This window comes from Inediibacterium massiliense (assembly GCF_001282725.1).
GTDB classification, from domain to species: Bacteria; Bacillota; Clostridia; order Peptostreptococcales; family Thermotaleaceae; genus Anaerophilus; species Anaerophilus massiliensis.
In genome coordinates, this window is record NZ_LN876587.1 from 595,464 (window position 1) to 619,980 (window position 24,517).

At 31.9% G+C, this 24,517-nt stretch carries 25 protein-coding genes and 2 riboswitches; of the genes, 24 read left to right on the forward strand and 1 reads right to left on the reverse strand.

Annotated elements, in window-relative coordinates:
* Positions 1 to 224 precede the first annotated feature (224 nt).
* The 23 genes from BN2409_RS11370 to BN2409_RS11480 all read left to right on the forward strand — a co-directional run bounded on the left by BN2409_RS11370 (position 225) and on the right by BN2409_RS11480 (position 22,048).
* Positions 225 to 734 carry a GNAT family N-acetyltransferase gene (locus BN2409_RS11370; RefSeq protein WP_053956749.1) on the forward strand — a complete coding sequence of 170 codons (510 nt, stop codon included), beginning with the start codon at positions 225 to 227 and terminating at the stop codon, positions 732 to 734.
* A gap of 113 nt (positions 735 to 847) precedes the next feature.
* Positions 848 to 966: riboswitch (SAM riboswitch) on the forward strand.
* 87 nt (positions 967 to 1,053) lie between these two features.
* A riboswitch (SAM riboswitch) is annotated at positions 1,054 to 1,171 on the forward strand.
* Positions 1,172 to 1,275: 104 nt separating this feature from the next.
* Positions 1,276 to 2,583, forward strand: a complete 1,308-nt coding sequence (locus tag BN2409_RS11375) for a phenylacetate--CoA ligase family protein (protein WP_053956750.1) — start codon at positions 1,276 to 1,278, stop codon at positions 2,581 to 2,583.
* 11 nt (positions 2,584 to 2,594) lie between these two features.
* The gene (locus BN2409_RS11380) at positions 2,595 to 3,767 is read left to right on the forward strand and encodes a pyridoxal phosphate-dependent aminotransferase (RefSeq protein WP_053956751.1); all 1,173 of its coding nucleotides are present in this window, start codon (positions 2,595 to 2,597) and stop codon (positions 3,765 to 3,767) included.
* On the forward strand, positions 3,764 to 4,315 hold the full coding sequence (locus tag BN2409_RS11385) for a 2-oxoacid:acceptor oxidoreductase family protein (RefSeq protein WP_053956752.1): 552 nt from the start codon (positions 3,764 to 3,766) through the stop codon (positions 4,313 to 4,315). The genes BN2409_RS11380 and BN2409_RS11385 overlap by 4 nt, the downstream gene beginning before the upstream one ends.
* Positions 4,308 to 4,610 (forward strand): 4Fe-4S binding protein, encoded by a 303-nt coding sequence (locus BN2409_RS11390; protein ID WP_110943093.1) that lies wholly within the window; start codon positions 4,308 to 4,310, stop codon positions 4,608 to 4,610. The genes BN2409_RS11385 and BN2409_RS11390 overlap by 8 nt, the downstream gene beginning before the upstream one ends.
* A complete protein-coding gene (locus BN2409_RS11395) occupies positions 4,607 to 5,800 on the forward strand; it encodes a transketolase C-terminal domain-containing protein (protein ID WP_053956753.1) in 1,194 nt (397 codons plus the stop codon). The genes BN2409_RS11390 and BN2409_RS11395 overlap by 4 nt, the downstream gene beginning before the upstream one ends.
* Positions 5,790 to 6,680: a thiamine pyrophosphate-dependent enzyme gene (locus tag BN2409_RS11400; protein WP_110943094.1), complete on the forward strand. Its 891-nt coding sequence runs from the start codon at positions 5,790 to 5,792 to the stop codon at positions 6,678 to 6,680. The genes BN2409_RS11395 and BN2409_RS11400 overlap by 11 nt, the downstream gene beginning before the upstream one ends.
* 100 nt (positions 6,681 to 6,780) lie before the next feature.
* Positions 6,781 to 8,241 carry an amino acid permease gene (locus BN2409_RS11405; RefSeq protein WP_110943095.1) on the forward strand — a complete coding sequence of 487 codons (1,461 nt, stop codon included), beginning with the start codon at positions 6,781 to 6,783 and terminating at the stop codon, positions 8,239 to 8,241.
* Positions 8,242 to 8,757: 516 nt separating this feature from the next.
* Positions 8,758 to 9,714 carry a GntR family transcriptional regulator gene (locus tag BN2409_RS11410; RefSeq protein ID WP_053956756.1) on the forward strand — a complete coding sequence of 319 codons (957 nt, stop codon included), beginning with the start codon at positions 8,758 to 8,760 and terminating at the stop codon, positions 9,712 to 9,714.
* A 32-nt stretch (positions 9,715 to 9,746) separates the two neighbouring features.
* Entirely contained in the window at positions 9,747 to 10,157 is a 411-nt protein-coding gene (gene glmS, locus BN2409_RS11415; RefSeq protein ID WP_053956757.1) for a methylaspartate mutase subunit S, read from the forward strand.
* A 13-nt stretch (positions 10,158 to 10,170) separates the two neighbouring features.
* Positions 10,171 to 11,553, forward strand: a complete 1,383-nt coding sequence (gene glmL, locus BN2409_RS11420) for a methylaspartate mutase accessory protein GlmL (protein WP_053956758.1) — start codon at positions 10,171 to 10,173, stop codon at positions 11,551 to 11,553.
* Positions 11,554 to 11,567: 14 nt separating this feature from the next.
* On the forward strand, positions 11,568 to 13,022 hold the full coding sequence (locus BN2409_RS11425) for a methylaspartate mutase subunit E (RefSeq protein WP_053956759.1): 1,455 nt from the start codon (positions 11,568 to 11,570) through the stop codon (positions 13,020 to 13,022).
* Between the two features lie 97 nt (positions 13,023 to 13,119).
* On the forward strand, positions 13,120 to 14,364 hold the full coding sequence (locus tag BN2409_RS11430) for a methylaspartate ammonia-lyase (protein WP_053956760.1): 1,245 nt from the start codon (positions 13,120 to 13,122) through the stop codon (positions 14,362 to 14,364).
* A gap of 16 nt (positions 14,365 to 14,380) precedes the next feature.
* Entirely contained in the window at positions 14,381 to 15,223 is an 843-nt protein-coding gene (locus BN2409_RS11435) for a fumarate hydratase (RefSeq protein WP_053956761.1), read from the forward strand.
* A gap of 12 nt (positions 15,224 to 15,235) precedes the next feature.
* Positions 15,236 to 15,793 (forward strand): Fe-S-containing hydro-lyase, encoded by a 558-nt coding sequence (locus BN2409_RS11440; RefSeq protein ID WP_053956762.1) that lies wholly within the window; start codon positions 15,236 to 15,238, stop codon positions 15,791 to 15,793.
* Positions 15,794 to 15,802: 9 nt separating this feature from the next.
* Positions 15,803 to 16,066 carry a citrate lyase acyl carrier protein gene (gene citD, locus BN2409_RS11445; RefSeq protein ID WP_053956763.1) on the forward strand — a complete coding sequence of 88 codons (264 nt, stop codon included), beginning with the start codon at positions 15,803 to 15,805 and terminating at the stop codon, positions 16,064 to 16,066.
* Positions 16,067 to 16,076: 10 nt separating this feature from the next.
* Entirely contained in the window at positions 16,077 to 16,949 is an 873-nt protein-coding gene (locus BN2409_RS11450; protein WP_053956764.1) for an HpcH/HpaI aldolase/citrate lyase family protein, read from the forward strand.
* A 13-nt stretch (positions 16,950 to 16,962) separates the two neighbouring features.
* On the forward strand, positions 16,963 to 18,504 hold the full coding sequence (gene citF / locus BN2409_RS11455; RefSeq protein ID WP_053956765.1) for a citrate lyase subunit alpha: 1,542 nt from the start codon (positions 16,963 to 16,965) through the stop codon (positions 18,502 to 18,504).
* A gap of 4 nt (positions 18,505 to 18,508) precedes the next feature.
* Positions 18,509 to 19,546 (forward strand): [citrate (pro-3S)-lyase] ligase, encoded by a 1,038-nt coding sequence (gene citC / locus BN2409_RS11460; protein WP_053956766.1) that lies wholly within the window; start codon positions 18,509 to 18,511, stop codon positions 19,544 to 19,546.
* A complete protein-coding gene (gene citX, locus BN2409_RS11465) occupies positions 19,546 to 20,052 on the forward strand; it encodes a citrate lyase holo-[acyl-carrier protein] synthase (protein WP_199873009.1) in 507 nt (168 codons plus the stop codon). The genes citC and citX overlap by 1 nt, the downstream gene beginning before the upstream one ends.
* Positions 20,053 to 20,067: 15 nt before the next feature.
* A complete protein-coding gene (gene citG / locus BN2409_RS11470) occupies positions 20,068 to 20,943 on the forward strand; it encodes a triphosphoribosyl-dephospho-CoA synthase CitG (RefSeq protein WP_242847956.1) in 876 nt (291 codons plus the stop codon).
* Between the two features lie 89 nt (positions 20,944 to 21,032).
* Complete coding sequence (locus BN2409_RS11475) at positions 21,033 to 21,800, forward strand: M15 family metallopeptidase (RefSeq protein WP_053956769.1); 768 nt, start codon at positions 21,033 to 21,035, stop codon at positions 21,798 to 21,800.
* A gap of 17 nt (positions 21,801 to 21,817) precedes the next feature.
* Complete coding sequence (locus tag BN2409_RS11480; RefSeq protein ID WP_053956770.1) at positions 21,818 to 22,048, forward strand: hypothetical protein; 231 nt, start codon at positions 21,818 to 21,820, stop codon at positions 22,046 to 22,048.
* Positions 22,049 to 22,098: 50 nt separating this feature from the next.
* On the opposite strand, the gene BN2409_RS11485 is transcribed toward BN2409_RS11480, so the two are convergent.
* Complete coding sequence (locus BN2409_RS11485; protein WP_053956771.1) at positions 22,099 to 23,316, reverse strand: NAD(P)/FAD-dependent oxidoreductase; 1,218 nt, start codon at positions 23,314 to 23,316, stop codon at positions 22,099 to 22,101.
* Between the two features lie 186 nt (positions 23,317 to 23,502).
* Here BN2409_RS11485 and BN2409_RS11490 point away from each other — a divergent pair, with 186 nt between their 5' ends.
* The gene (locus BN2409_RS11490) at positions 23,503 to 24,384 is read left to right on the forward strand and encodes a DMT family transporter (protein ID WP_053956772.1); all 882 of its coding nucleotides are present in this window, start codon (positions 23,503 to 23,505) and stop codon (positions 24,382 to 24,384) included.
* Positions 24,385 to 24,517: the final 133 nt, after the last annotated feature.

Consider the following 24,517-nt stretch of genomic DNA (forward strand, 5'->3'; position numbering starts at 1 on the left):
ATAAAAGTAAAAATAGTTAATATTATGAAGAAAAGAGAAGGAAAGAACCCCTTTTGATGGGTATGCTTATATAAACATCAGTAACTCATTTAAAAGCATAAATATTCAATTTGATTGAAATTGCTTACTTTGATATAATCTTCATGGTTTGGTTTGAAAACCTATTATAGACACGAAAAGGTGTTTATAACAGGTTTTTTTAGTTTAAGGAGGACTTTTTAATCATGAATAATCATTACATAAAATTACGAAGAGAAGTTTTTAAATCAGATGCATGGAAAATTGTGGATTGGCTAAAGGACCATGAAGTAACTCAATATTTAAATGAAAAACATAATGTAAATCAAAGTATTCAGCAGATGATTCATAGAATTAATATGCCTATTCTTACTCATTTATTTAATCAAAATGGAAGCTTTTTTATGATTACCAAAGATGAAAAAGAACCTATAGGATTTTTAAGACTTGTACCTAAAAAGGAAAATGTAGAAATAGTAGTAGTTATTGGAGAGCGAAAAGAATGGGGAAAAGGTTTAGGTACAAATGCAATTTTTGAAGGGCTTAAACAAGCATTTTTCAATTGGAGAGCAAAGGAAGTAATAGCAAAAATTAATTTTAAAAACAAACGATCCAGAAAAGCTTTTAAAAAAGTAGGTTTTACACAAGATAAAGAATTACTAAAAGAAATTCAATATTCTATTTCTATGGATGAATTTTTACAGTTTGTATCCTAATGAGATATTTTATGCATAGGAAAAATTTGTACTTTTTTCAAAAATAGTATTGACGTAATTAAGTACTTTTGTTATAATTCCATTAATCTTAAGTTTCGAAACTAAATAGTATACTCTTATCAAGAGAGGTGGAGGGACTGGCCCAATGAAGCCCAGCAACAACTTAGACTATAAGAGATCTAAGAAATGTGCTAAATCCTGCAGAATGTGATTTCATTCTGATAGATAAGAGGAGGAAGTATATATATTGAGTCCTCTTCTGATATCAGAAGAGGACTTTTGTTGTTGATGCATCGACAAAATAAATTAAATAATAAAATTCTTATCAAGAGAGGCGGAGGGACTGGCCCAATGAAGCCCAGCAACAACTTAGATTGTAAGAAATCTAAGAAATGTGCTAAATCCTGCAGAATGTGTTTCATTCTGATAGATAAGAAAGTATCTTAAAAAGCTGCTTTCTTATGAAGCAGCTTTTTTTATGGAGTAAAAAATACGCTAAATCAATTTGAAGAATTCAAACAAATACCTAGGAGGTTGTCAAATGGAAGGAAAATACTGGAATGAAGCAATTGAAACTTTAACAAGAGAAGAATTAGAAGATTATCAACTTAAAGAATTAAGAAATGAAATTAAGTTTGCCTATGAAAATTCTCCATATTATAAAGAGTCTTTTGATCAAGTAGGTGTGAAACCTGAGGATTTAAAAACTTTAGACGATTTGAGGAAATTTCCATTTGTAAATAAACAAGTAGAAAGAGAAAGGCAAAAGAAAAAGCCTATTTTAGGGGATATGTGTGCAGTTGATGAAAAAGAGATTGTATTTATGTCTACATCTAGCGGTTCTACTGGAGTTCCTACAGTAAGTCCATTTACGAAGGAAGATTTTGAACAATTCCAAGATATAGAGAGCAGGTTATTTTGGGGAGTAGGTATGAGATCAACGGATCGATATGTCCATGCATTAAATTTCTCCCTTTTTGTTGGGGGACCAGATGTAATAGGAGCACAAAATCTTGGAGCTTTATGTATTTGGGCAGGAACTCTTCCATCTGATAGACTTTTGTTTATTTTAAAAGAGTTTCAACCAACAGCAATTTGGACCACACCTTCTTATGCGTGGTATCTAGGAGAAACGGCCAAAAAACAAGGTATAGATCCAGCAAAAGATTTATCTATTCAAAAAATTATTGTAGCAGGAGAACCAGGAGGCTCTATTGATGTAACAAAAAGTGCAATAGAAAAACTTTGGGGAGCAGATGTTTTTGATTTTTATGGTATTTCAGATATATTTGGAGCTTGTGCAGGAATGTGTGAAGCAAAAGATGGACTCCATTTGGCTGAAGACCAAATTTTATTGGAAGTATTAGATCCTATAACATTAAATCCTGTAGCCGATGGAGAAAGAGGCGAGATGGTACTTACTACTCTTAAAAAGAAAGCAAGACCTATGATTCGTTTTAGAACAGGAGATATTGTGACATATACGTCTAAACCATGTATATGCGGAAGAACTCATAAAAGAATTCATGTAGTAGGAAGATTAGATGATATGTTTATTGCAGCAGGGGTGAATGTTTTTCCAAGTGATATTGAATTTATTGTAAGAAATGATAAAGATACTACAGGAGAATATAGGATCTTTGTATTTAATGAAAACCATATTACAAAATTTAGAGTGGAAATTGAAAAATCAAATAGTTCATTGATAGATAAAGAGGAAATTGCTCATAGAATTTCTAATAAAATAAAGGCACATCTTGGTGTTAGACCAAAAGTAGTTGATGTTTTAAGAGAAGGAGAACTTCCAAGGGCAACTCATAAAGCAAAGAGGTTGATTGATGAAAGATAAGGAGTGATTATATGCCTAAAGTAGCAAATCGATTAGAAAAGTTTACAGAATCTATTATCAGAAAAATGACTAGGATTAGTAATGAATATGGAGCTATTAACCTTTCACAGGGATTTCCTGATTTTGACCCTCCAGAGGAATTAAAAAATGAGCTTATAAAAGGAGCATTAGAAGGACCGCACCAATATGAGATTACATGGGGTTCACAACAATTTAGAGAGGCTCTTGCTAAAAAACAATCAAAGCTTATGAGGATAGATATTGATCCTAATACAGATATTGTAGTTACTTGTGGAAGTACAGAAGCTATGATGGTAGCTGTGATGACAGTTTGTAATCCTAATGACAAAGTGATTGTATTTTCTCCATTTTATGAAAATTATGCTGCAGATACAATATTAACGGGTGCCAAGCCTATTTATGTTCCCCTTTGTCCTCCTAATTTTAAATTTCGTAAGGATGAATTAAGAAAGGCTTTTGAAGAAAGACCAAAGGCAATTATTCTTTGTAATCCATCTAATCCTATAGGAAAGGTATTTACAAGAGAAGAGCTTTTATACATAGCAGAACTGGCTGAAGAATTTGATACTTTTGTGATTACAGATGAAGTGTATGAACATATTGTTTTTGAGCCTTATGAGCATATTTATTTTGCAGGACTAAAAGGAATGAAAGACAGAACTTTATCTTGTAGCTCTCTTTCTAAAACTTATTCTATTACAGGATGGAGATTAGGATATATTATAGGTCCATCACAAGTTATTGACGGAGCAAGAAAGATACATGATTTTTTAACCGTTGGTGCAGCGGCACCTCTTCAGAAGGCAGCAGTAGCAGGACTTAGATTTTCAGATGAATATTATATAAATCTTCAAAGGGAGTATACCAAAAAGAGAGATTTATTTTTACAAGGATTAGATGAAGCCGGTTTAAAATATATTCCTCCTCAAGGAGCTTATTATGTGATGGTTGATATTTCTGAATTTGGATTTCAAGATGATCATCAATTTTGTGAATGGATGATCAAAGAAATTGGAGTAGCTGCAGTACCTGGCTCTAGCTTTTTTAAAGAGGAAATTAATGATTATGTACGTTTTCATTTTGCAAAAAAAGAAGAAACATTAAAAGAAGCCATCAAAAGATTAAAAAAATTAAAGGAAAAAGCAAGGAGGACTGTTTCATGATAGAAATCAAGTGGCTAGGTAGAGGAGGACAAGGAGCATTTACAGCTGCGAGACTTTTAGGTCTTTCAGCGGCTCTCTTTGAAAATAAATATGCTTTAGCATTTCCTTCCTTTGGACCAGAAAGAAGAGGAGCTCCTGTAGAGGCTTTTACAAAGATAGATGATCAAAAAATTACAGATAGAAGTCAAAGCAATACATGTGACTATTTAATTGTTTTAGATGAAAGTCTTATTCATAAAGATATTTTTAAAGATGTAAAAAAAGATGGCAAGATTTTAATTAATACAGCTCATGTTGAAAAATATCAATTATACAAGGATTATAAAATAAAAGGCATAGATGCAACGGGTATAGCATTAAAAGTTTTAAAAAGACCTATTACCAATACAGCCATGTTAGGTGCGTTGATAGGGATAAGTGAAATCATATCTTTAAAAGCTGGCATAGAAGGATTTAAAAAAGGTCTTTCACCTTCAATATTAGATAAAAATATTGAGGTTTTACAAAGAGCTTTTGATTGTATAAAGGGAGGGAAAAGAATTGAATAGACCAATAATAAAAAAGTTTCATCCACCAAAGCATATTAAAGATTATCCTATTGGAACAAGTTTTCAAGCAGGTCATTTAGTGGAAAAAAATGCAGGATGGAGAACTATAAAGCCAGTGATAGACTATGAAAAATGTGTAAAGTGTATGATATGTTATCTTTATTGTCCTGAAGGAACCATATTTAAAGAAAATGAAAAAATTCAAATAGATTATGATTTTTGCAAAGGGTGTGGCATTTGTGCAAAGGAATGTAAGGCTGGATCTATCCAGATGGTAAGGGAGGAGAGAAAATGAAGAAGGAGAGAGTATTTGTTTCAGGAAATGAAGCAGTAGCTATAGGAGTAAAATTAGCAAAGCCCCATGTGGTTTCTGCCTATCCTATTACCCCACAAACAATAGTAGTGGAAAGATTATCTGAGATGGTAGAGAAAAAGGAATTAAAATGTGAGTATTTGCATGTAGAATCAGAACACTCAGCATTGTCTGCATGTATTGGAGCCAGTGCTGTAGGAGCAAGAACCTTTACAGCAACGTCTTCTCAAGGACTTTTATATATGGCAGAATGCCTTCATTATGCTAGTGGAGGAAGACTTCCAATTGTAATGATGAATGCAAATCGTTCCTTAGCTCTTCCATGGAGCATATATGGGGATCAAAGAGATTCCCTTTCTCTTTTAGATAGCGGATGGATACAAGTATATGTAGAAGATGCTCAGGAAAGCTTGGATATGATTTTGCAAGCTTATGCCATTGCAGAAGATGAAAGAGTTCTTACTCCTATTATGATAAATTTAGATGGATTTGTACTTACTCATACCTATGAATCTGTTGAGGTTCCCAGTGATGAAGATGTACAAAAATTTTTACCCAAATTTGAACCTTCTTATCCCATGAGCTTAAAAAATCCTAAAAATTTGTTTTTTAGTTCAACTCCCAAAGATAATATGGAATTTAAATACCAGCAACATATGGCGTTAGTCAATGCAGTAGATGTAGTTGATGAAGTAGATGAAAAGTTTTACCAAGTATTTGGAAGAAAATATGGAGGGATGATAGAAACATATCTATGTGAAGATGCAGAAGTTGTTTTAGTAACTCTAGGAAGCATTACAGGTACAGCTAAAGTAGTGGTGGATGAACTGAGAAAAAGTGGAGAAAAGGTTGGACTTTTAAAAATAAGATTTGTAAGACCATTTCCAGAAAAGGAGATTATAGAAATTGCAAAGAAAACAAAAGTTTTTGGAGTTTTGGAAAAAGATATTTCCTTTGGATATGAAGGAACGGTTTATACAAATTTTAATTCTACATTGGCCAAGTTAGAAAAAAGTCCAAAGGCTTATAATTTCATAGGAGGATTGGGAGGAAGGAATATTTCTAAAGAAGATATAGACAAAATTTTTAAAGAGTTAAAAGAGACATTACGTGGAAAAAAATTAAAAAAAGTTAATTTTATAAATTTGGGGGTGAATACGGATGAGCATTAAATTATTAGATGAAAAGGAGTATTTTTATGGACATAAAGCATGTGCAGGATGTGGAGGAAGTCTTGCTGTAAGAACAGTTTTAAAGGTTTTAGGTCAAAAGAGTTTTGCAGTTTTACCAGCAGGCTGTATGTCAGCAGTTGGATTTATTTATCCTCAGCTATCTTTTACAGTAAATGCAGCCATATCTACCTTTGCTGGAACAGCCTCTATGCTATCAGGTGTAGCAGCAGGACTTAGAGCATTAGGGGTTGATGATTTTCATGCAGTGGGATTTGCTGGAGATGGAGGAACTGCAGATATAGGACTACAAGCCTTATCAGGAGCCATTGATCGAAAAGAAGAAATGATCTATATTTGTTATGACAATGAAGCTTATATGAATACAGGGATTCAACAAAGTGGACTTACCCCTTATGGAGCAAAGACTACGACTACTCCTGTTGGGCAGAACATACATGGATCTTTGAATAAAAAAAAGAATATGTTTGAAATTGTTGCAGCTCATAGAATTGATTACGCAGCTACAGCAAGTATAGGATATATTCATGATTTTATTAAAAAAGTAAATAAAGCAAAAAATATAAAAGGGACTTCTTATATACATGTGTATGCACCATGTCCTACAGGATGGGGAATAGAATCTGACTCAATGGTCCAAATTGCAAGAGATGTAGTGGATTGTGGCCTTTGGTATTTGGCAGAATATGAAGGTGGAGAATTTATATTAAATAAAAAGCCAAAAGAGTTTACATCTATTCAAGATTATCTTTTGAAACAAGGAAGATTTAAACATTTAGATGAAAAAGATATTCAACTTATTACAGAGGAAAGAGATAAAAAATGGGAAGAAATCAAAAAAAGATATAGATATGAAAGCTGAGAGATAAATTCTTTCAGCTTTTTTGTATATAAATTTATATGATAACTAAATATAGATTTGTAAATACTATTGTAAAAGAAGTGCATAAGGAGGCATTGATATGAATCATAAAGGTTTATCAGCATGGCAATTAACTATGATGGCCCTTGGAACAGTAGTAGGAGGATCATTTTTTTTAGGTTCTTCTGTAGCTATTCAAGCAGCAGGTCCTTCAGTGGTTATTTCTTATATATTAGGAGGTATTTTAATCTATTTTATTTTATTTGCTTTGTCGGAAATGACTGTAGCAAGTCCTCATCCTGGGTCTTTTCGAACCTTTGCAGAAAATATGTATGGACCAGGAGTGGGCTTTGTGGTTGGATGGGTTTATTGGACAGGAATTATTTTAGCTATGTCTAGTGAAGCTACTGCTGTATCTATTTTTTTGAGAACGTGGTTTCCTAAAATTTCATTACCTATTATCGGATCTAGTGTAATTATTATAGTGACCCTTATGAATTTATTAGGAGCAGATAAGTTAAGCAAATTAGAAAGTGGATTAGCTGCTATTAAGCTTTTAGCTATTGTAGGTTTTATTGTATTAGGAATCGGATTGATTTTTGGGATGATTCCCAATTCACCTACAGTAGGAGCAGGTGCCCTTTATACAGAACCATTGTTTTCTGGTGGAATTGGAGGGATTGCAGGAAGTATGCTTATTGTGATGTTTACTTATGCAGGATTTGAAGTGATAGGACTTGCAGCTTCTGAAACTAGTGAACCTCAGGTAATTGTGCCAAGGGCAATTTTTTATACTGTATTGGCATTAGTAGGATTATATATTACAGCTATAGTTGTATTACTTCCTTTGATTCCTACAGATATTTTAAATTCAGAAGAAAGTCCGATGGTTCTTGCTTTAACTAGATGGAGATTAGGTTGGGCGGGAAATGTAATGAATATTGTACTCATTAGCGCAATTCTTTCTACTATGTTAGCTGCCATGTTTGGATTAGGACGGATGATGAGGTCTTTAGCAGATGAAGGACATGCTCCCTCTTGGTTACAGGATAAAGGAGATATTCCCTATCGTGGAATTTTATTTTCTGGAGGAGCAATGCTCATAGGATTGTTTATGGGTCTTATCTTGCCAGAGCAAGTGTATATCTTTTTAGTCAGTTCAGGAGGATTCTCTCTTTTATTTACTTATCTTATTATATTGGCTACTCATTATAAGTTTAGAAAAAAGAATGGTTGTCCCCCTAATGGAAAATGTCAGTTAAAAGGATATCCCTTTGTATCTTGGATTGCTATGATTAGTATTGTTTTGATTATTTTAAGTATGCCACTAGTTAAAGGTCAAGGATCAGGATTGATGGCAGGGCTTGGTTTAACTATTTTATATATAGGATTTTATTTTATGAAAAAATATTATATAAAAAGGCTTAGTGAGAATTTACAAGCTGCAAAGAAGAGAAATCTTTTAAAAGGAATAGATACAGTTCTTCCTAAGTGGCAGATGGAATCTTCAGAGGAGTTAATTTTTGATAAAGTAAAAAAGAAAAAGAATATAAAAAAATAAAAAATTTTATAAGAGAGTATTCAATATATTTGAAAATAAAATGACAAAATAATGACAGGAAGAATGTGTGTTTCTTGCATGATAAAAATAAGAAGCATATATACAATCTAAACTTAAAATATACAATTTATATTTAGGATGTGTATCAATGAGAGTAAACGAGAAGAATATAGTAAAATTCATTCTAAAAATTCAAAAAATAAAAAAAGTATAACAGTGCCAATTTTTTAAATTGGCACTGTTAATAATGGAAGAGTTTATAAAAAACTTGCAAAAAACCAAAAAAATATAAATGCAAGATGAGAATGTTGAAATTTCAATTGTTTCAAACTGGAGATAACTAAGTATAAGAGCGTAATAAAGAAACAATAATGTATCAAAATTTGTCTAAACACTGCTCATTCTTTAAAATAGATGAAAATAGCTCAATATAGAGTTAAACAAATTTTCAAAACCATGTTAAAATGTGTATAAATTGGATTGGTCCAATGCAACAAAAAAGGGGATTGTTTGGAAATGAAGATTGAAAGAAAAAGTGGCATACCTATTTATATACAAGTCAAAAATCATATTTTAGAAGATATAAAAAATGGAGTACTTAAGATAGGTGATAAATTGCCAACAGAAAGAGAACTGTCTCAAATATTAAAAGTAAGTAGAAATACTATTTCCACAGCATACAACTTGCTAGAACAAGAAGGTATTCTAGTCTCCTATCAAGGAAGAGGTACTTTTGTTGCACAAGATATTCAGATATGTAAATGCCATCATATCAATCATAAAGTAATTGAAAATATAGATTTAGCATTAGAAGAAGCTATGGAAACAGGACTAAATACAAAAGAGTTTTTATCTATTGTAAAAGATAGAGTAAAAGAAAAAGAAAAATTAGTTAAAAATATAGATGTCATTTTTATAGAATGTAATATAGAACAAGCCAAAATTTTCTCTGATGAATTGAGTAGAATTACAAATACTAATGTAAAACCAATGACGATCCCACAACTGCAAGAAAGAAATGAAGAAACTGAAACAACAATAAAGGATAGTCAAATAATTATTACTACTTTTAATCATATCAATGAAGTGAAAGACTTAATAGGAGATTTTCAAAAAGAAATATTTGGAGTCACCATCAATCCTAATATGGAAACTATAGTAAAGATTGCAAAGTATCCTAAAGGAACAAAATTTGCACTAATTAGTCTTTCAAAAGAATTTCATTTTAAGGTTGAATATGCATTAAGGTTAGCAGGGTTAGAAAACCTTTTCATTGAGGCTACTACTAGTAAAGATCCAAAAGAGCTTCAAAGAATTATTAATCAATCAGATGTGATTATTGTTTCGCCTGGAAGAGGCAAAGAAATGCAACAAATGGTAGAGGTTTCAAAAGAGGTGATAAGATTTGATTATGTTCTGGATAAAGGATCTGTCAATGCCATCATCTCTAATATTATAAAAAAAAGAATATAGAAAAAAAGAGAGAATAAGGAGAGGAAAAATTTATGAAAAAAACCATTGTGCTAGGTGTTATAGGAGCAGATTGTCATGCAGTTGGAAATAAAGTTTTAGATTTTGCTCTTACAGAAGCTGGATTTGAAGTGGTAAACATTGGAGTATTAAGTTCACAAGAAGATTTTATTAATGCAGCAATTGAAACAAATGCATCTGCAATCATTGTATCATCTCTTTATGGACATGGAGAGATTGATTGTAGAGGATTAAGAGAAAAATGTGAAGAAGCAGGTCTTAAGGATATATTGCTTTATGTAGGTGGAAATCTTGTAGTAGGAAAACAAGACTTTGATGAGGTGAAAAAAAGATTCGAAGACATGGGATTTGACCGAGTATATGCACCAGGTACTCCACCAGAAGTAGATATAGAACATTTAAAAGAGGACTTAAAAATTTGTTAGTAAAGGTGATTATATGAATGCACTATTATTGATTGATTTTGGAAGTACGTATACAAAGCTTACTGCTGTAGATATGAAGAATGAAGAAATTATTGCTAATGCCAAATCTTTAACTACTGTTCAAACGGATATTATGATAGGCTTTCAAAATGCTTATGATCAGATAAAAGAAAAATGTAGGGATATGCATTTTGATGAAATACTTGCCTGTAGTAGTGCAGCAGGAGGATTAAGGATGGTAGCTGTTGGTCTTGTTCCAGAGCTTACAGCAGAAGCTGCAAAAAGAGCAGCTTTAGGTGCAGGATCTAGAGTGTTGGGAGTGTATAGTCACGAACTTACTCAAAGAGAAATGAAAAATATGATGCAGCAAACACCAGATATCATTTTATTAGCAGGAGGAACAGACGGAGGCAATAAGGATTGCATTATTCATAATGCAAAAATGATTGCAAAGAATATGAAAGATGTACCCGTAGTAGTAGCGGGAAATATAAAAGCTAGTGATGAAATCGAAGAGATTTTTCAAGAAAATAAAGTATATTATGAAATTACAGATAATGTAATGCCTAAATTAAATAAACTGAATGTAGAACCTGCAAGAGAAGCCATTCGACAAATTTTTATGCAAAAGATTGTAGAGGCAAAAGGAATGAAAAGTGCAGAATCTATGATCAATGGAATATTGATGCCAACTCCTGCAGCTGTTTTAAATGCAGCTAAAATATTAGCAGATGGAACCAATACAGAAGAGGGGATTGGAGATTTAGTTGTTGTAGATATTGGAGGAGCGACTACAGATATTCATTCTATAGCAGATGGAGAACCTACAAAGCCAGGTGTTATGAAAATAGGATTAGAAGAACCTTATGCAAAGAGAACTGTTGAGGGAGATTTGGGAATGCGTGTAAGTGCTGAATCTCTTTGTCATAGCGTATCTAATAAGAAAATTATGAAATTTGCACCTAATATAAAATATAATATCGAGGAAAGGTGCAAGTATCTTACTCAACATGTAAATGAAATTCCAAATACTCCTGAAGAAATTGAGTTTGATGAAGCGCTAAGTATGGTTGCAACAGAGGTAGCTATGGAAAGACATGTAGGAGTTATAGAAGATGTATATACACCTATGGGAAAAATTTATTCTCAAGTAGGAAAGGATCTATTAGATACGAAGTATATTATAGGTACAGGAGGAGTACTTGTTCATAGTAAGAATCCAGCCAAAATATTACGAGCAGGTTTGTATAATGAAGAGAATCCAAAGTATTTAAAACCTATGAATCCTAAGTTATTGATCGATAAAGATTATATTCTTTCATCCATGGGACTGATGGCAGAAAAATATCCAGATATAGCAATTCGAATACTCAAAAAAAATCTTATGAATGTATAATAGGAGGAAAAATAATGGAGCTTAAAAATAAAAAATGGACTGAAGAAGAATTCTTAAAAATAAGAGAAGATGTATTAAAGCAATGGTCTACTGGAAAAGATGTGGATTTAAAAGAAGCAGCAGACTATATAAAACAACTTCCTGAAGAGAAAAATTTTGCTAAAAAGCTTAGAAAAGCAAGTCAAGAAGGAATTACTTTGGCACAACCTAGAGCTGGAGTAGCATTAGTAGATGAGCATATTAAACTTTTAAGATATCTTGAAAGAGAAGGTGGAGCAGATCTTCTTCCAAGTACCATTGATAGTTATACAAGACAAAATAGATATCATGAGTGCGAAGTAGGCATTGAGGAGAGTATTAAAGAAAATCGTTCTATGTTAAATGGATTTCCTGCAGTAAATCATGGAGTGAAAAATTGTAGAAAAGTATTAGAATCTGTAAATCTTCCACTTCAAGCAAGACATGGTACACCGGATTCAAGATTATTATCAGAAATTATTCACGCTGGAGGATGGACATCTAATGAAGGAGGAGGAATATCTTATAATATTCCTTATGCAAAGAGCGTGAGCTTAGAAAAAACAATTCTAGATTGGCAATATTGTGATAGGTTAGCAGGAATGTATGAAGAAATGGGAGTAGAAATCAATAGAGAGCCTTTTGGACCATTAACAGGAACTTTAGTGCCTCCAAGTATTTCTAATGTTGTAGCTATTATTGAAGGACTTTTAGCAGCAGAGCAAGGAGTAAAAAATATTACTTTAGGATATGGACAATGTGGAAATCTAGTACAAGACGTAGCAGCTATTAGAGCTTTAGTAGAGCAAGCAGGAGAGTATTTTAGAGCTTATGGATATAATGTAGAATTAACAACTGTTTTCCATCAATGGATGGGAGGATTCCCAGCTGATGAATCAAAAGCATTTGGAGTAATTTCTTGGGGATCAGCTACAGCAGCTTTAGCAGGAGCTACAAAAGTAATTGTAAAAACTCCACATGAGGCAGTTGGAATTCCAACAATGGAAGCAAATGCACAAGGAATAAAAGCTACAAAACAAACTCTAAATCTCCTAAAAGGTCAAAGATTGCCAATGTCTAAAGAATTAGAAGCTGAAATAAAATTAATCAAAGCAGAGACTAAGTGTATATTAGATAAAGTATTTGAACTAGGCAAAGGAGATTTAGCAGTAGGTACAGTAAAAGCTTTCCAAACAGGAGTTATGGACATTCCTTTTGCTCCAAGTAATTATAATGCAGGAAAAATACTTCCAGCAAGAGATAATAATGGGGCTGTAAGATTCTTAGAATTTGGAAATATTCCAATGTCACAAGACATTAAAGATTTCAATAGACAATTATTAGAAGAAAGAGCAAATTTAGAAGGTAGAAAAGTTGGATTCCAAATGGTTGTAGATGATATCTATGCTGTAGGAAAAGGAACGTTAGTAGGAAGACCAGAAAATAAATAGAATATTCATTTGGTTTAGATGGAGGGAAAACTCCATCTAAACATTAAAAGACGATGAGTGATCAATAAATAATAAAATAAAACTGGGGGCTATGACAATGAAAATTATGGATATTGTATGTGCAAAGGGAAGAACAGGATTTTATTTTGATGACCAAAGAGCTATTAAACAAGGAGCAGATCATGATGGATTCACTTATGTAGGAGACCCTGTTACAGAAGGATTTACAAAAATTAGACAAGCAGGAGAATGTATTTCTGTAATGTTTGTTTTAGAAGATGGACAAGTAGCTTATGGAGATTGTGCAGCAGTACAATATTCAGGTGCAGGAGGAAGAGATCCATTATTTCTTGCAGATGAGTTTATTCCAATTATACAAGAAAAAATTGCACCAAAATTAATTGGAAGAGAAGTGAATAGATTTAAAGAATTAGCGGAAGAAGTAGATCATATGACTATAGATGGAAAAAGACTTCATACGGCTATTAGATATGGGATTACACAAGCTATTTTAGATGCAACTTCAAAAGCAAATAAAATGACTATGGCTGAAGTGATTAGAAATGAATACGATACACCAAAGGAATGGAAAAGAGTTCCTATCTTTACTCAATCTGGTGATGATCGATATAATAATGTAGATAAAATGATTATAAAAGGTGCAGATGTACTTCCACATGGTTTGATTAATCATGTTGAAACAAAGCTTGGAAATAATGGAGAAAAATTAAAAGAATATGTCATTTGGTTAAAAAATAGAATACAAGAATTAAAAGCTTCAGAAGAAGACAATTTTGTTCTTCATATAGATGTTTATGGAACTATTGGTATTGCTTTTGACAATGATACAGAAAAAATGGCAAATTACTTAGGCGAACTTGAAGAAGCTGCATCTCCTCTTAAATTAAGAATAGAAGGACCTATGGATGTAGAAAACAGAGAAGGACAAGTAAAAGCATTAAAAGCATTAAGAGTAGCTCTAAAAGAAAAAAATATTAAAGTGGAATTGGTTGCAGATGAATGGTGTAATACTTGGGAAGATATTAAATTATTTGTAGATGAAGAAGCAGCAGATATGGTTCAAATCAAAACACCAGACCTTGGAGGAATTAACAATATAGTAGAATCTATTTTATATTGTAAAGAAAAAGGCATTGGAGCATATAGTGGAGGAACTTGTAATGAAACAGATAGATCTGCACAAATTTGTACAAATATAGCTATCGCTTGTGGAGCAGACCAATGTCTTGCAAAACCTGGAATGGGCGTTGATGAAGGTTTTATGATCGTGTATAATGAAATGAACAGAGTACTAGCTTTAGCAAATAGAAGAAAAAAATAAATGGGAGTGCTAAATTATGAGAGAAATACATGTTTCTAAAATTGTAGAAACGACAAAAAAACTTTGCATAGATGCAAATTATTATCTTACAGATGATATGAGAGAAAGACTAGAAGAAGCAAAGGAAAATGAAAATTTCTCTACTGCAAAGAATATCTTAGATATACTCATTGAAAACGCAGATATAGCAAAAGACGAACAAAGACCTATGTGTCAAGATACTGGAATGACTGTGGTATTTATAGAAATGGGCCAAGATGTACATGTAGTAGGAGGAAGCTTAGAAGAAGCGATTCATGAAGGAGTTAGACGAGGCTATACACAAGGTTATTTAAGAAAGTCTGTTGTAAATGATCCCATTGAAAGAATAAACACAAAGGACAATACTCCAGCGGTAATTTATTATAATATCATTGAAGGAGATGACTTTAGCATTACAGTAGCTCCAAAAGGGTTTGGAAGTGAAAATATGAGCCAGTTAAAAATGCTAAAGCCAGCAGATGGTATAGAGGGAGTAAAGGAATTTGTTTTAAAAGTAGTTAAAGAAGCTGGTCCAAATCCATGCCCACCTATTGTAGTAGGTGTGGGTATTGGTGGTACTTTTGATAAAGCAGCTTTTCTTGCAAAAAAAGCACTATTAAGATCTACAAATGAAAGAAACAAAAATCCTTTTTATGAAAATCTAGAAAAGGAACTATTAGGGGCGATTAATGAATTGGGAATAGGACCGCAAGGCTTTGGAGGAAAAACCACAGCTCTTTCTGTAAATGTTGAGACTTATGCAACTCATATTGCAGGATTGCCTGTTGCAGTGAATATCAATTGTCATGCAACAAGACATGTAAAGGCTCATATATAGGAGGTTTTTAGGATGAGTAAAAAAATAACTATGCCCCTAACCATAGATAAAGTAAAGGATTTAAAAGTTGGAGACAGTGTACTTATTACAGGAACTATTTACACAGCAAGAGATGCAGCTCATAAAAGATTAGTAGAGCTTGTAGAAGAAGGGAAGGAGTTACCATTTGATATAGTGGATCAAGTCATTTATTATGTAGGCCCTACACCAGCAAAAGAAGGACATCCTATAGGATCAGCAGGACCTACGACTAGCTATAGAATGGATCCTTATGCTCCAATTCTTTTAGAAAAAGGATTAAAGGGTATGATCGGAAAAGGAAAAAGAGATGAAAAGGTTATAGAGACTATAAAAAAAGTGGGAGCAGTTTACTTTGCAGCTATAGGTGGTGCAGCAGCTCTTATGGCAAAGTGTGTAAAGAAAGCCGAAGTAATTGCATACGAAGATTTAGGAGCGGAAGCAATTAGAAAACTTTATGTGGAAGACCTTCCTGTTATTGTAGTAATAGATAAAGATGGAAATAACTATTATGAATTAGGACAAGAGGAATATTTAAAAACACTAAGGTAGGTGGGACCTATGAATATTAAGACTGCGGCAAAAGCAGGAACTATGGAGTCTAATGACATATATGTAATGGTAAAACCAAATGATGAAGGTGGTATTGTCATTGATCTCGAAAGTATTGTAATGAAACAATTTGGAAAACAAATTGAGAAGATCATTTTAAGTACTTTAAAAGATTTAGGAATTGAAAATATATATGTTATGGCAAAAGATAGAGGTGCACTAGATTGTACCATTCAAGCAAGAATAGAGACAGCAGTAAAAAGAGGAATGTAGGGGTGATTTCATGGAGAGATTAAGAAGAACTATGCTTTTTATGCCAGGAAATAATCCTGGTATGTTGCAGAATTCTGGAATTCTAGGAGCGGATAGTATTATACTAGATCTTGAGGATGCAGTAAGCATTACAGAAAAGGATTCAGCAAGAATTCTAGTAAGAAATGCTGTAAAAACGGTAGACTTTTATGGTGTAGAAGTAGTTATAAGAGTTAATCCTCTTTCCTCTGATTTTGGAATGGAAGATGTAGATGTAATAGGAAGAGCAAAACCAGATGTAATTATGGTACCAAAAGCTACAGAAGAGGATATAGAAACAGTCTGTAAAATGCTTACAAAAATTGAAGAAGAACAAGGTTTTGAAAAAGGAAGCATTAAGCTTTTTCCTTTGATTGAAACAGCTTATGGTCTTGAAAATGTATATTCTATTATACAATCATCAAGTAGAGTAATAGGTATTTTATTAGGAGCAGAAGATTTAACAGCAGATCTTTCTATTAAGAGAACAAGAGAAGGAAAAGAAATTTTTTATGCAAGAAGTAGAATTGCTACTGCTTGTAAAGCTTGTAAAGTGGATGCAATCGATACACCTTTTGCAGATATGGATGATTTAGAAGGTTTTGAAAAAGATATTCAAACAGCAAAATCTTTAGGAATGACTGGAAAAGCTGCTATTAATCCCCGTCAAGTAGATACCATTCATGAAGTATTTGCCCCTTCTAAAGATGAAATTATTCATGCTCAAAGAGTCATTTATGCTATGGAAGAAGCAAAAGGAGAAGGTAAAGGTGTATTTTCATTAGATGGAAAAATGGTTGACGCACCTATTATTGCAAGAGCGCAAAATACAATCACAAAAGCAAAGCTTGCGGGCTTGATTTAAAGGGGTGAAGAATATGAAAAATATACTTGGAAGAAATATTCCAGAAGAGATCCAAGGGTATAAAGTAGTCAAACCATTTCAAGGAGCTTTTGTAGGTTTAGGAGAGGTAAAAAAGAAAGAAGTTTTACTAAAGAGCGTAATGCCAGGAGAAGAAAAGATCGTGCAATCTATTGAAGAAGCACTTAAAAAATGTGATATAAAAGATGGTATGACTATTTCTTTTCACCATCATTTAAGAAATGGTGATTATGTACTCAATATGGTTATGGAAGAGATTTCAAAAAGGGATATTAAAGATATAAAAATTGCAGCAAGCTCTATTTTTCCGGTTCATGCTCCCCTTGTTGAGCATATGAAAAATGGTGTAGTAACAGGTATATATGCAAATTATATGTCAGGACCTGTAGCTGAAGCTATTTCAAAAGGACAGCTTAAAAATCCAGCTATTATGCATACTCATGGAGGAAGAGCAAGAGCTATTGAGTCCGGAGATCTTTCTATAGATATAGCATTTATTGCAGCTCCTACATGCGATACTTATGGAAATATCAATGGAGTAGAGGGAAAAGCTGCATGTGGAAGTTTAGGTTATGCGATTCCAGATGCTTTATATGCCCAAAATGTAGTAGCGATTACAGATCATCTTATACCTTATCCTGCATGTCCAATTGAGATTAGTCAAGAATATGTAGATTATATTGTAGAAGTAGAAAGTATAGGAGATCCAAAAGGAATTGTATCTGGAACTACAAAAATTACAAAAGATCCTGTAGGACTAAAAATTGCTAAGATGACATCTCAAGTCATAGAAGCTTCTGGACTTTTAAAGAATGGATTTTCTTTTCAGACAGGAGCAGGAGGAACATCACTAGCTGTTGCAGCTTATGTAAAAGAACTTATGGAAAAAAATGAAATAAAGGGAAGTTTTGCAGCAGGTGGTATCACAGGATATATGGTTGAAATGTTTGAAGAAGGGTTATTTAATGGAATCTTTGATGTACAATGTTTTGATTTAAAAGCAATCGAATCTTATAAAAATAATAAAGCACATCAAGGAATGTCAGCTTCTATGTATGGAAATCCTCATAACAAAGGTGCCGTTGTAAATAATCTGGATGTAATGATTTTAGGGGCAACAGAGATTGATGTAGATTTCAATGTAAATGTAACTACTGGATCAGATGGAATGATTATGGGAGGTTCAGGAGGACATAGTGATACAGCAGCGGGAGCAAAGCTTGCTATTGTAGTAACACAACTTGTAAAGGGAAGACTTCCTATTGTTGTAGATGAGGTAACGACTGTAACTACCCCTGGAGAGACTATAGATGTATTAGTAACAGAAAGAGGAATTGCAGTGAATCCAAAAAGAGAAGATTTAATAGAAAAATTAGAAAAAACTAATTTGCCAATTTTATCTATAAAAGATTTAAAGGAAATGGCAGAAAATATGACAGGGGTACCAGAAAAAATTGAAAAAGGCAATGAAATCGTAGCCGTAGTAGAATATAGAGATGGTACCATTATTGATACAGTAAAAAGAGTGAAGGATTGATTTTATGAATGATATAAGAATTGAAAAAATCAATTTAAATAGTTCACAAAGGTTAAAGGTTGAAAGTTTTCTTTCAACTTTTAACCTATTTTTAGATAAAGATGTAGAATATACAATTGTAGCCAAAAAGGAAGAAGAAATTGTAGGAACCTGTTCTCATTTTGGAAAAATATTAAAATGTTTTGCAGTCAACGAAGAAATACAAGGAGAAGGTATTGCTTCAAAATTGATTACTCATATTACCAATAAGCTTTTTGATGAAGGGATTTATGAAACATTTATTTTTACAAAACCTAAAAATAAAAATATATTTAAAGGACTTCATTATCATGAAGTTTATGCTACAGATGAAGTTGTTTTATTAGAAGGTGGAATGGCGAATATAAAGAAGGCTATACAAAATATGTTAAAAAAAAGCGGCCTTGGAAGTGAAAAAAAAGCAGCTTTAGTGATGAATTGTAATCCATTTACATTAGGCCATAGGTATATTATAGAAAAAGCTTCTCAGGAGAATGATGAGGTTGTAGTATTTATTGTGGAAGAAAATAGATCTTTGTTTCCTTTTCATGTAAGAATGAATTTGGTAAAAGAAGGAACAAAAGATTTGAAGAACGTTCATATATTACCAGGAGGAAATTATATTATTTCATCTGCTACTTTCCCATCTTATTTTATAAGAGAGGCAGATGAAAGATTAAAAGCTTATACAAAGCTAGATGCAGGAATATTTGCCAAATTTATTGCTCCTATTTTTAATATACAAAAAAGATATGTAGGAACAGAGCCTTATTGTAATGTAACCCATGCATACAATAAAACACTTCATGAAGTACTTCCAAAAGAGGGAATAGAAGTAATAGAAGTAGATAGAATTCTTAAGAATAATCATCCTATTAGTGCTTCTTTTGTGAGGCAATTGATTAAAGAAGAAAATTGGGAGGATATGAAAAAACTTCTTCCTGAAAGTACCTATGATTTTTTAAAATCTCATGATGCACAAGAGATCATACAAAGAATAAAAAGGAGTGACTCTCCCCATTGATGAAAGAAGTATTAGAAGATAGAGAAAAAAGATATGACAAAATACTACAGCTTATACAACAATATAAATTATCTGTAGTTTGTGGAAAAATAAATTATCCAGGAAATGATAAAAATACATCAAAAGCTTATATAGCTTTTGATGTATTACAAAAATTACTGATTTCAAAATTAAATGATTTTATTGTATATAAGGAAATTCTTTCTGGATCTGATGGAAATAGTATATTAATCGTAGTAAATTTAAATATGGAAGAAGCGAAAAAAATAGCAGTAAGTATAGAAGACAATCATTTCTTAGGTAGAGCTTTTGATATAGATGTGTATAAACAAGATGGAGCTCCACTAGATCGGAAAAATATAGGGATGAAAGGCAGAAATTGTATGCTTTGCCATGAAGATGCTAGGGTATGCATAAAAACAAAACGTCATAGTACAAAAGAAGTACTAGATCATGTAGATCAAATGATTGAGGAGTATATACAATTACATGAAAGCCTGAAATAGATGGAGGAAGAAAGTTTGCAGAAAGATTTTGAAATTTGTCAGTATATTAGTGAAATGGCACTGAAGGCTATGTTATTTGAAGTATCTGCTACACCAAAGCCTGGGCTTGTAGATCGAAACAACTCAGGAGCGCATAAAGATATGGACTTTTACTCTTTTATGGCGAGTAGTGCATCTTTAGCACATACTTTTCATGAATGTGCTTATGAAGGCTTTACTTTTGAAGAAGATGATCTTAAAAAACTATTAAATAAAATTCGTCCAATAGGAATAAAAGGCGAAAATAAAATGTTTTGTGCAACGAATAAAGTGAATACCCATAAGGGACTCATTTTTTCTTTAGGAATTATTTGTGCAGCTTCTGCTTATAAATATAAAGAAGTAAAAAGCTTATCCATGAATGTAGAAGAGATTTGCAGAATCATTCAAAAAATGAGCCAAGGAATTTCTCAACAGGAATTAGGAGATGTACAAAAAAAGGAAAAGTTAACTTATGGAGAAAATCTATTTAAAAAATATGGAATAAAAGGAATACGTGGAGAAGTAGAATCAGGGTTTTTAACAGTTAGAAAATATTCTTTACCTATATGTAAAAAACTTATGAGAGAAAATAAAAATATGAATGATGTTTTGGTTCAGGTGTTGTTACATCTTATGAGTGTAACAGAAGATAGTAATATTTTAGGAAGACATGATGTAAATACTTTAAAGGATGTTCAAAGGATGGCAAAAGAGGTATTAAATCTAGGAGGAATATCTACAAAAGAAGGTAGACAAAGAATTTTTCATATGGATTCTGAATTTATTAGTAAACATATTAGTCCGGGAGGGTCTGCAGATCTTTTGGCAGTAACCATGATGCTTTATTTTTTGGAAAATATAAATTCATAAAGTATAATTTTTAGATAGTTTGGAGAGTGTTTATACACTCTCTTTGTGTGTTATAATGAATTATTAAGAATAAAGGATAGAGGTGAGGTATGAAAAATAAAAAATGGATTACACTTTTCCATAAATCTATTTTGCTTATAGGAAGTACTGCTATTTTAAGTAGTTTTACCTATTCAGAAGATATACAAATAAAAGGAAAGTTGGAGGAGCAAATAAAAATTATGAATGAATATAACAAAGAAAATTCTATAGATGAACAAGCTTCTATAGAAGATATAAATCAATTTACATATGAGCCTTTGCCTGAGGAGATCAAACAGAAAATACAAGGCGTATCATGGAAGAAAAATCCTTATATATCTTTAGATGATTTGGCTTATGCAAGAGTTTGCTATGTTGGATTTGATAATCAAGATCATCAAGGGGAATTAATTGTACATAAAAAGGTTGCAAAAGAAGTAGTAGAAATTTTCGAAGAATTATATAAATCTAAATTTCCTATAGAAAAAATTAAACTAATTGATGAATATGGAGCGAGTGATGAATTATCTATGGCAGATAATAATACATCTGCATTTTGTTTTAGAGAAGTGACAGGAAACAATAAAAATTTGTCTAAGCACAGTTATGGAATAGCTATTGATATTAATCCTATTCAAAATCCTTACATAAAGGGAAAAAAAGTGGCCCCATTACAAGGAAAACAATATATGAATAGACTCCATATTCAAAAGGGAATGATTGTGAAAGATGATATTTGCTATAAAGCTTTTAAAAATAGAGGATGGACTTGGGGTGGAGAGTGGAAGTCTTTAAAGGATTATCAACATTTTGAAAAAAATATTTCTTTAAAGTAAAGAAGAGGTGTATAAACATGACAATTCAAATTGAAAAAGAAGAGGATAAAAATTTAGTTATTAGTTTTCCTTATGATTTTGAAAGAGTAAAAAAAATGAAATCTATTGAAGGAAGCTATTGGAATGAAAAGAAAAAGAGCTGGATCATTCCTTACAATAAAGAAAAGCTTCTTACATTGTTATCATTATTTGCAGATGAAGAGATTATTACAAAGGATGCACTAGATTGTTTTATGCTTATGAGATAGATTGAAAAAACTTACATGTAAAAAACCACAAATATTAAATTTGTGGTTTTTTATGAGTTTAAAAATGGACGAGTTTGAAGATATAGATCTAAATCTTTATGATGTCCCTTTGTAATAGTTTGAGAAATTATTTTTGCCAAAGACATACTGTAAACTGTACCATTGTCTCCATAAGCCATTAAAAAATAGCAATTAGGAAATTCTTCATATTTTCCTATGATAGGTAATCCATCATGAGTGCCTCCATAAAGGGCTGCTATATAAAACTCAGAAGAGACCTCTATATTTGGGAAAAGTTTTTGAAACTCTGCAATTAACTCGTCTTTTTTATGGATAAGTTTTGAGTCTCTTTTTTGAGGAAACAGTGTATTTTCATCTAGACCTCCAATAATAATTCGATTATCGGGTGTAGTTCTCATATAAACATAAGGACGAGCGCTTTCCCAAATAAGAGACCTTTTATACCAAGTGGAAAAGTCATTTACTGGATTGGTAATGACGGCATAAGAACTTACCATAACTGCATTTTTTTCATTTTTAAAATCTAAACATTCATATCCGGCAGCTATAATGACATAATTAGCATGAATAACATTTCCATTCTTTGTGTGAAAAATATTGTGATTTTTTTTGAAATTTTTTCCTTGTATTTCTGTTTGTTCAAAAATACGAACACCCTTCTTTCTTGCTTTTTCCAATAGACCAATAGTAAATTTATAAGGATTTAATTCTGCATCGTTTATGTAATATAAGCCTGCATATTTTCTAAAAGGAAATTTTTTTATGATTTGCTCTTCAGTCCAAAATTCAACAGAAAAATTATGTTTTTTTAATAGATTGTATTCTTCTTCTAGTTTTGAAACATCTTCTTTATAACTTGCATAATAAAGACTATTTCTTCGAATAAAATCTGGATTTATTTCTAAAGATGAAGATGCTTTTTCAATTTCATTGATTGCATCTTTACATAATAATATATGTCTTAAAGCATAATCTTCTCCGAAACTATTGATCAATTGCAAAAATGTTTTTTCTCCTGCATATTGAATTAGGGATGTATTAGATCGAGTACTTCCATATCCTACTTTATTTTTTTCTACAACAACTACATTCAAATCATATTCACTCAAATAATGAGCACATTGAGCTCCAGAGCTTCCTCCTCCTATAATCAATACATCGCATGTAATATCATTTTGCAGGGGAGGATAAGTAGGAGGGTTTTTCAGTGTTGTATCCCAATAAAATTTTCCTGTCTGTAAATCCATAATATAACCACCTTGCTTATGAAGTATTTTTATTAGTATAACCAAATGAAAAGGTTATATGAAATGTATAAAGAAAATAGGATTTAGAGGACATATGAAGAAATTATTGATATAATAAAAATTAAGAATAATCTAAAAAATGAATTTGAATGATGCCATTTATTATGAAGGGGAAGTGGAAAGTTTATGGACAAAACAAATGTTTTAAAGACTTCAACTACCAAAAGTCAAATGTACGCTGATTTGGGAATGGTTGTAGCAGCTATTATTTGGGGAACCAGTACAGTAATAACAAAAGTAGCATTAGTAAATTTATCACCCTTTACATTTCAAACTTTAAGATTTTCAATTGCATTTTTCATATTAGCTGTTATTTTCTATAAGAGTTTTATAAAAGTAAGTAAAAATGAATGGAGTATAGGTGTTCTTTCAGGTATTGCTATATGTGCTACATATTCTTTTCAAGTAGTCAGTCTTTTGTATACAACTGTAACCAATGCAACTTTCATCTCAGCTTTAAGTGTAATCATTATTCCTGTTATTGAATCTATTTTAAAGAAAAAATTACCCCATAGAACCCTTTTTATAAGTGTATTTTTGTGCGTCATAGGATTATATTTACTTACAGGATGGAGTGGTAGTTTTAATTTTGGAGATTTTTTATGCTTGTTGTGTGCTATTTCTTATTCTTTTTATACATTATTAATTGATCGAAAAGGAAAACATTTAAATGGTATTAATTTATCTATTATTCAATTGTTGACGGCAGCAGTATTAAGTCTTATCATTGCTCTCTTTACAGAAAAAATTGCTCTAGCTCCAATTATTGATTCTTGGTATATTCTTGCTTTTGTTGGGATATTTTCAACAGCATTAGTAATTCCAGCACAAATGATTTGTCAAAAATATACTACTCCTACTAAAATCGGAATGATCGTTTTATTAGAGCCTGTGTCAGCGGCTATTCTAGCTTTTATTTTTTTACATGAGATCCTTACCATTTCAAGCATTATAGGATGCTGTTTTATTATAGGGGGACTCATTTTGGCAGAACTCAAAAATGTATAACTCTAAAATCCTTCTTAAGAAAATACTTTAAGGAGGATTTTTTGTTATCCAATCTATGAAGTTAATGATATAATGGTAAGAATTCAATTATTGGGAATATTATTAGAAAAGAGGATATTTTATATGAAAGAAG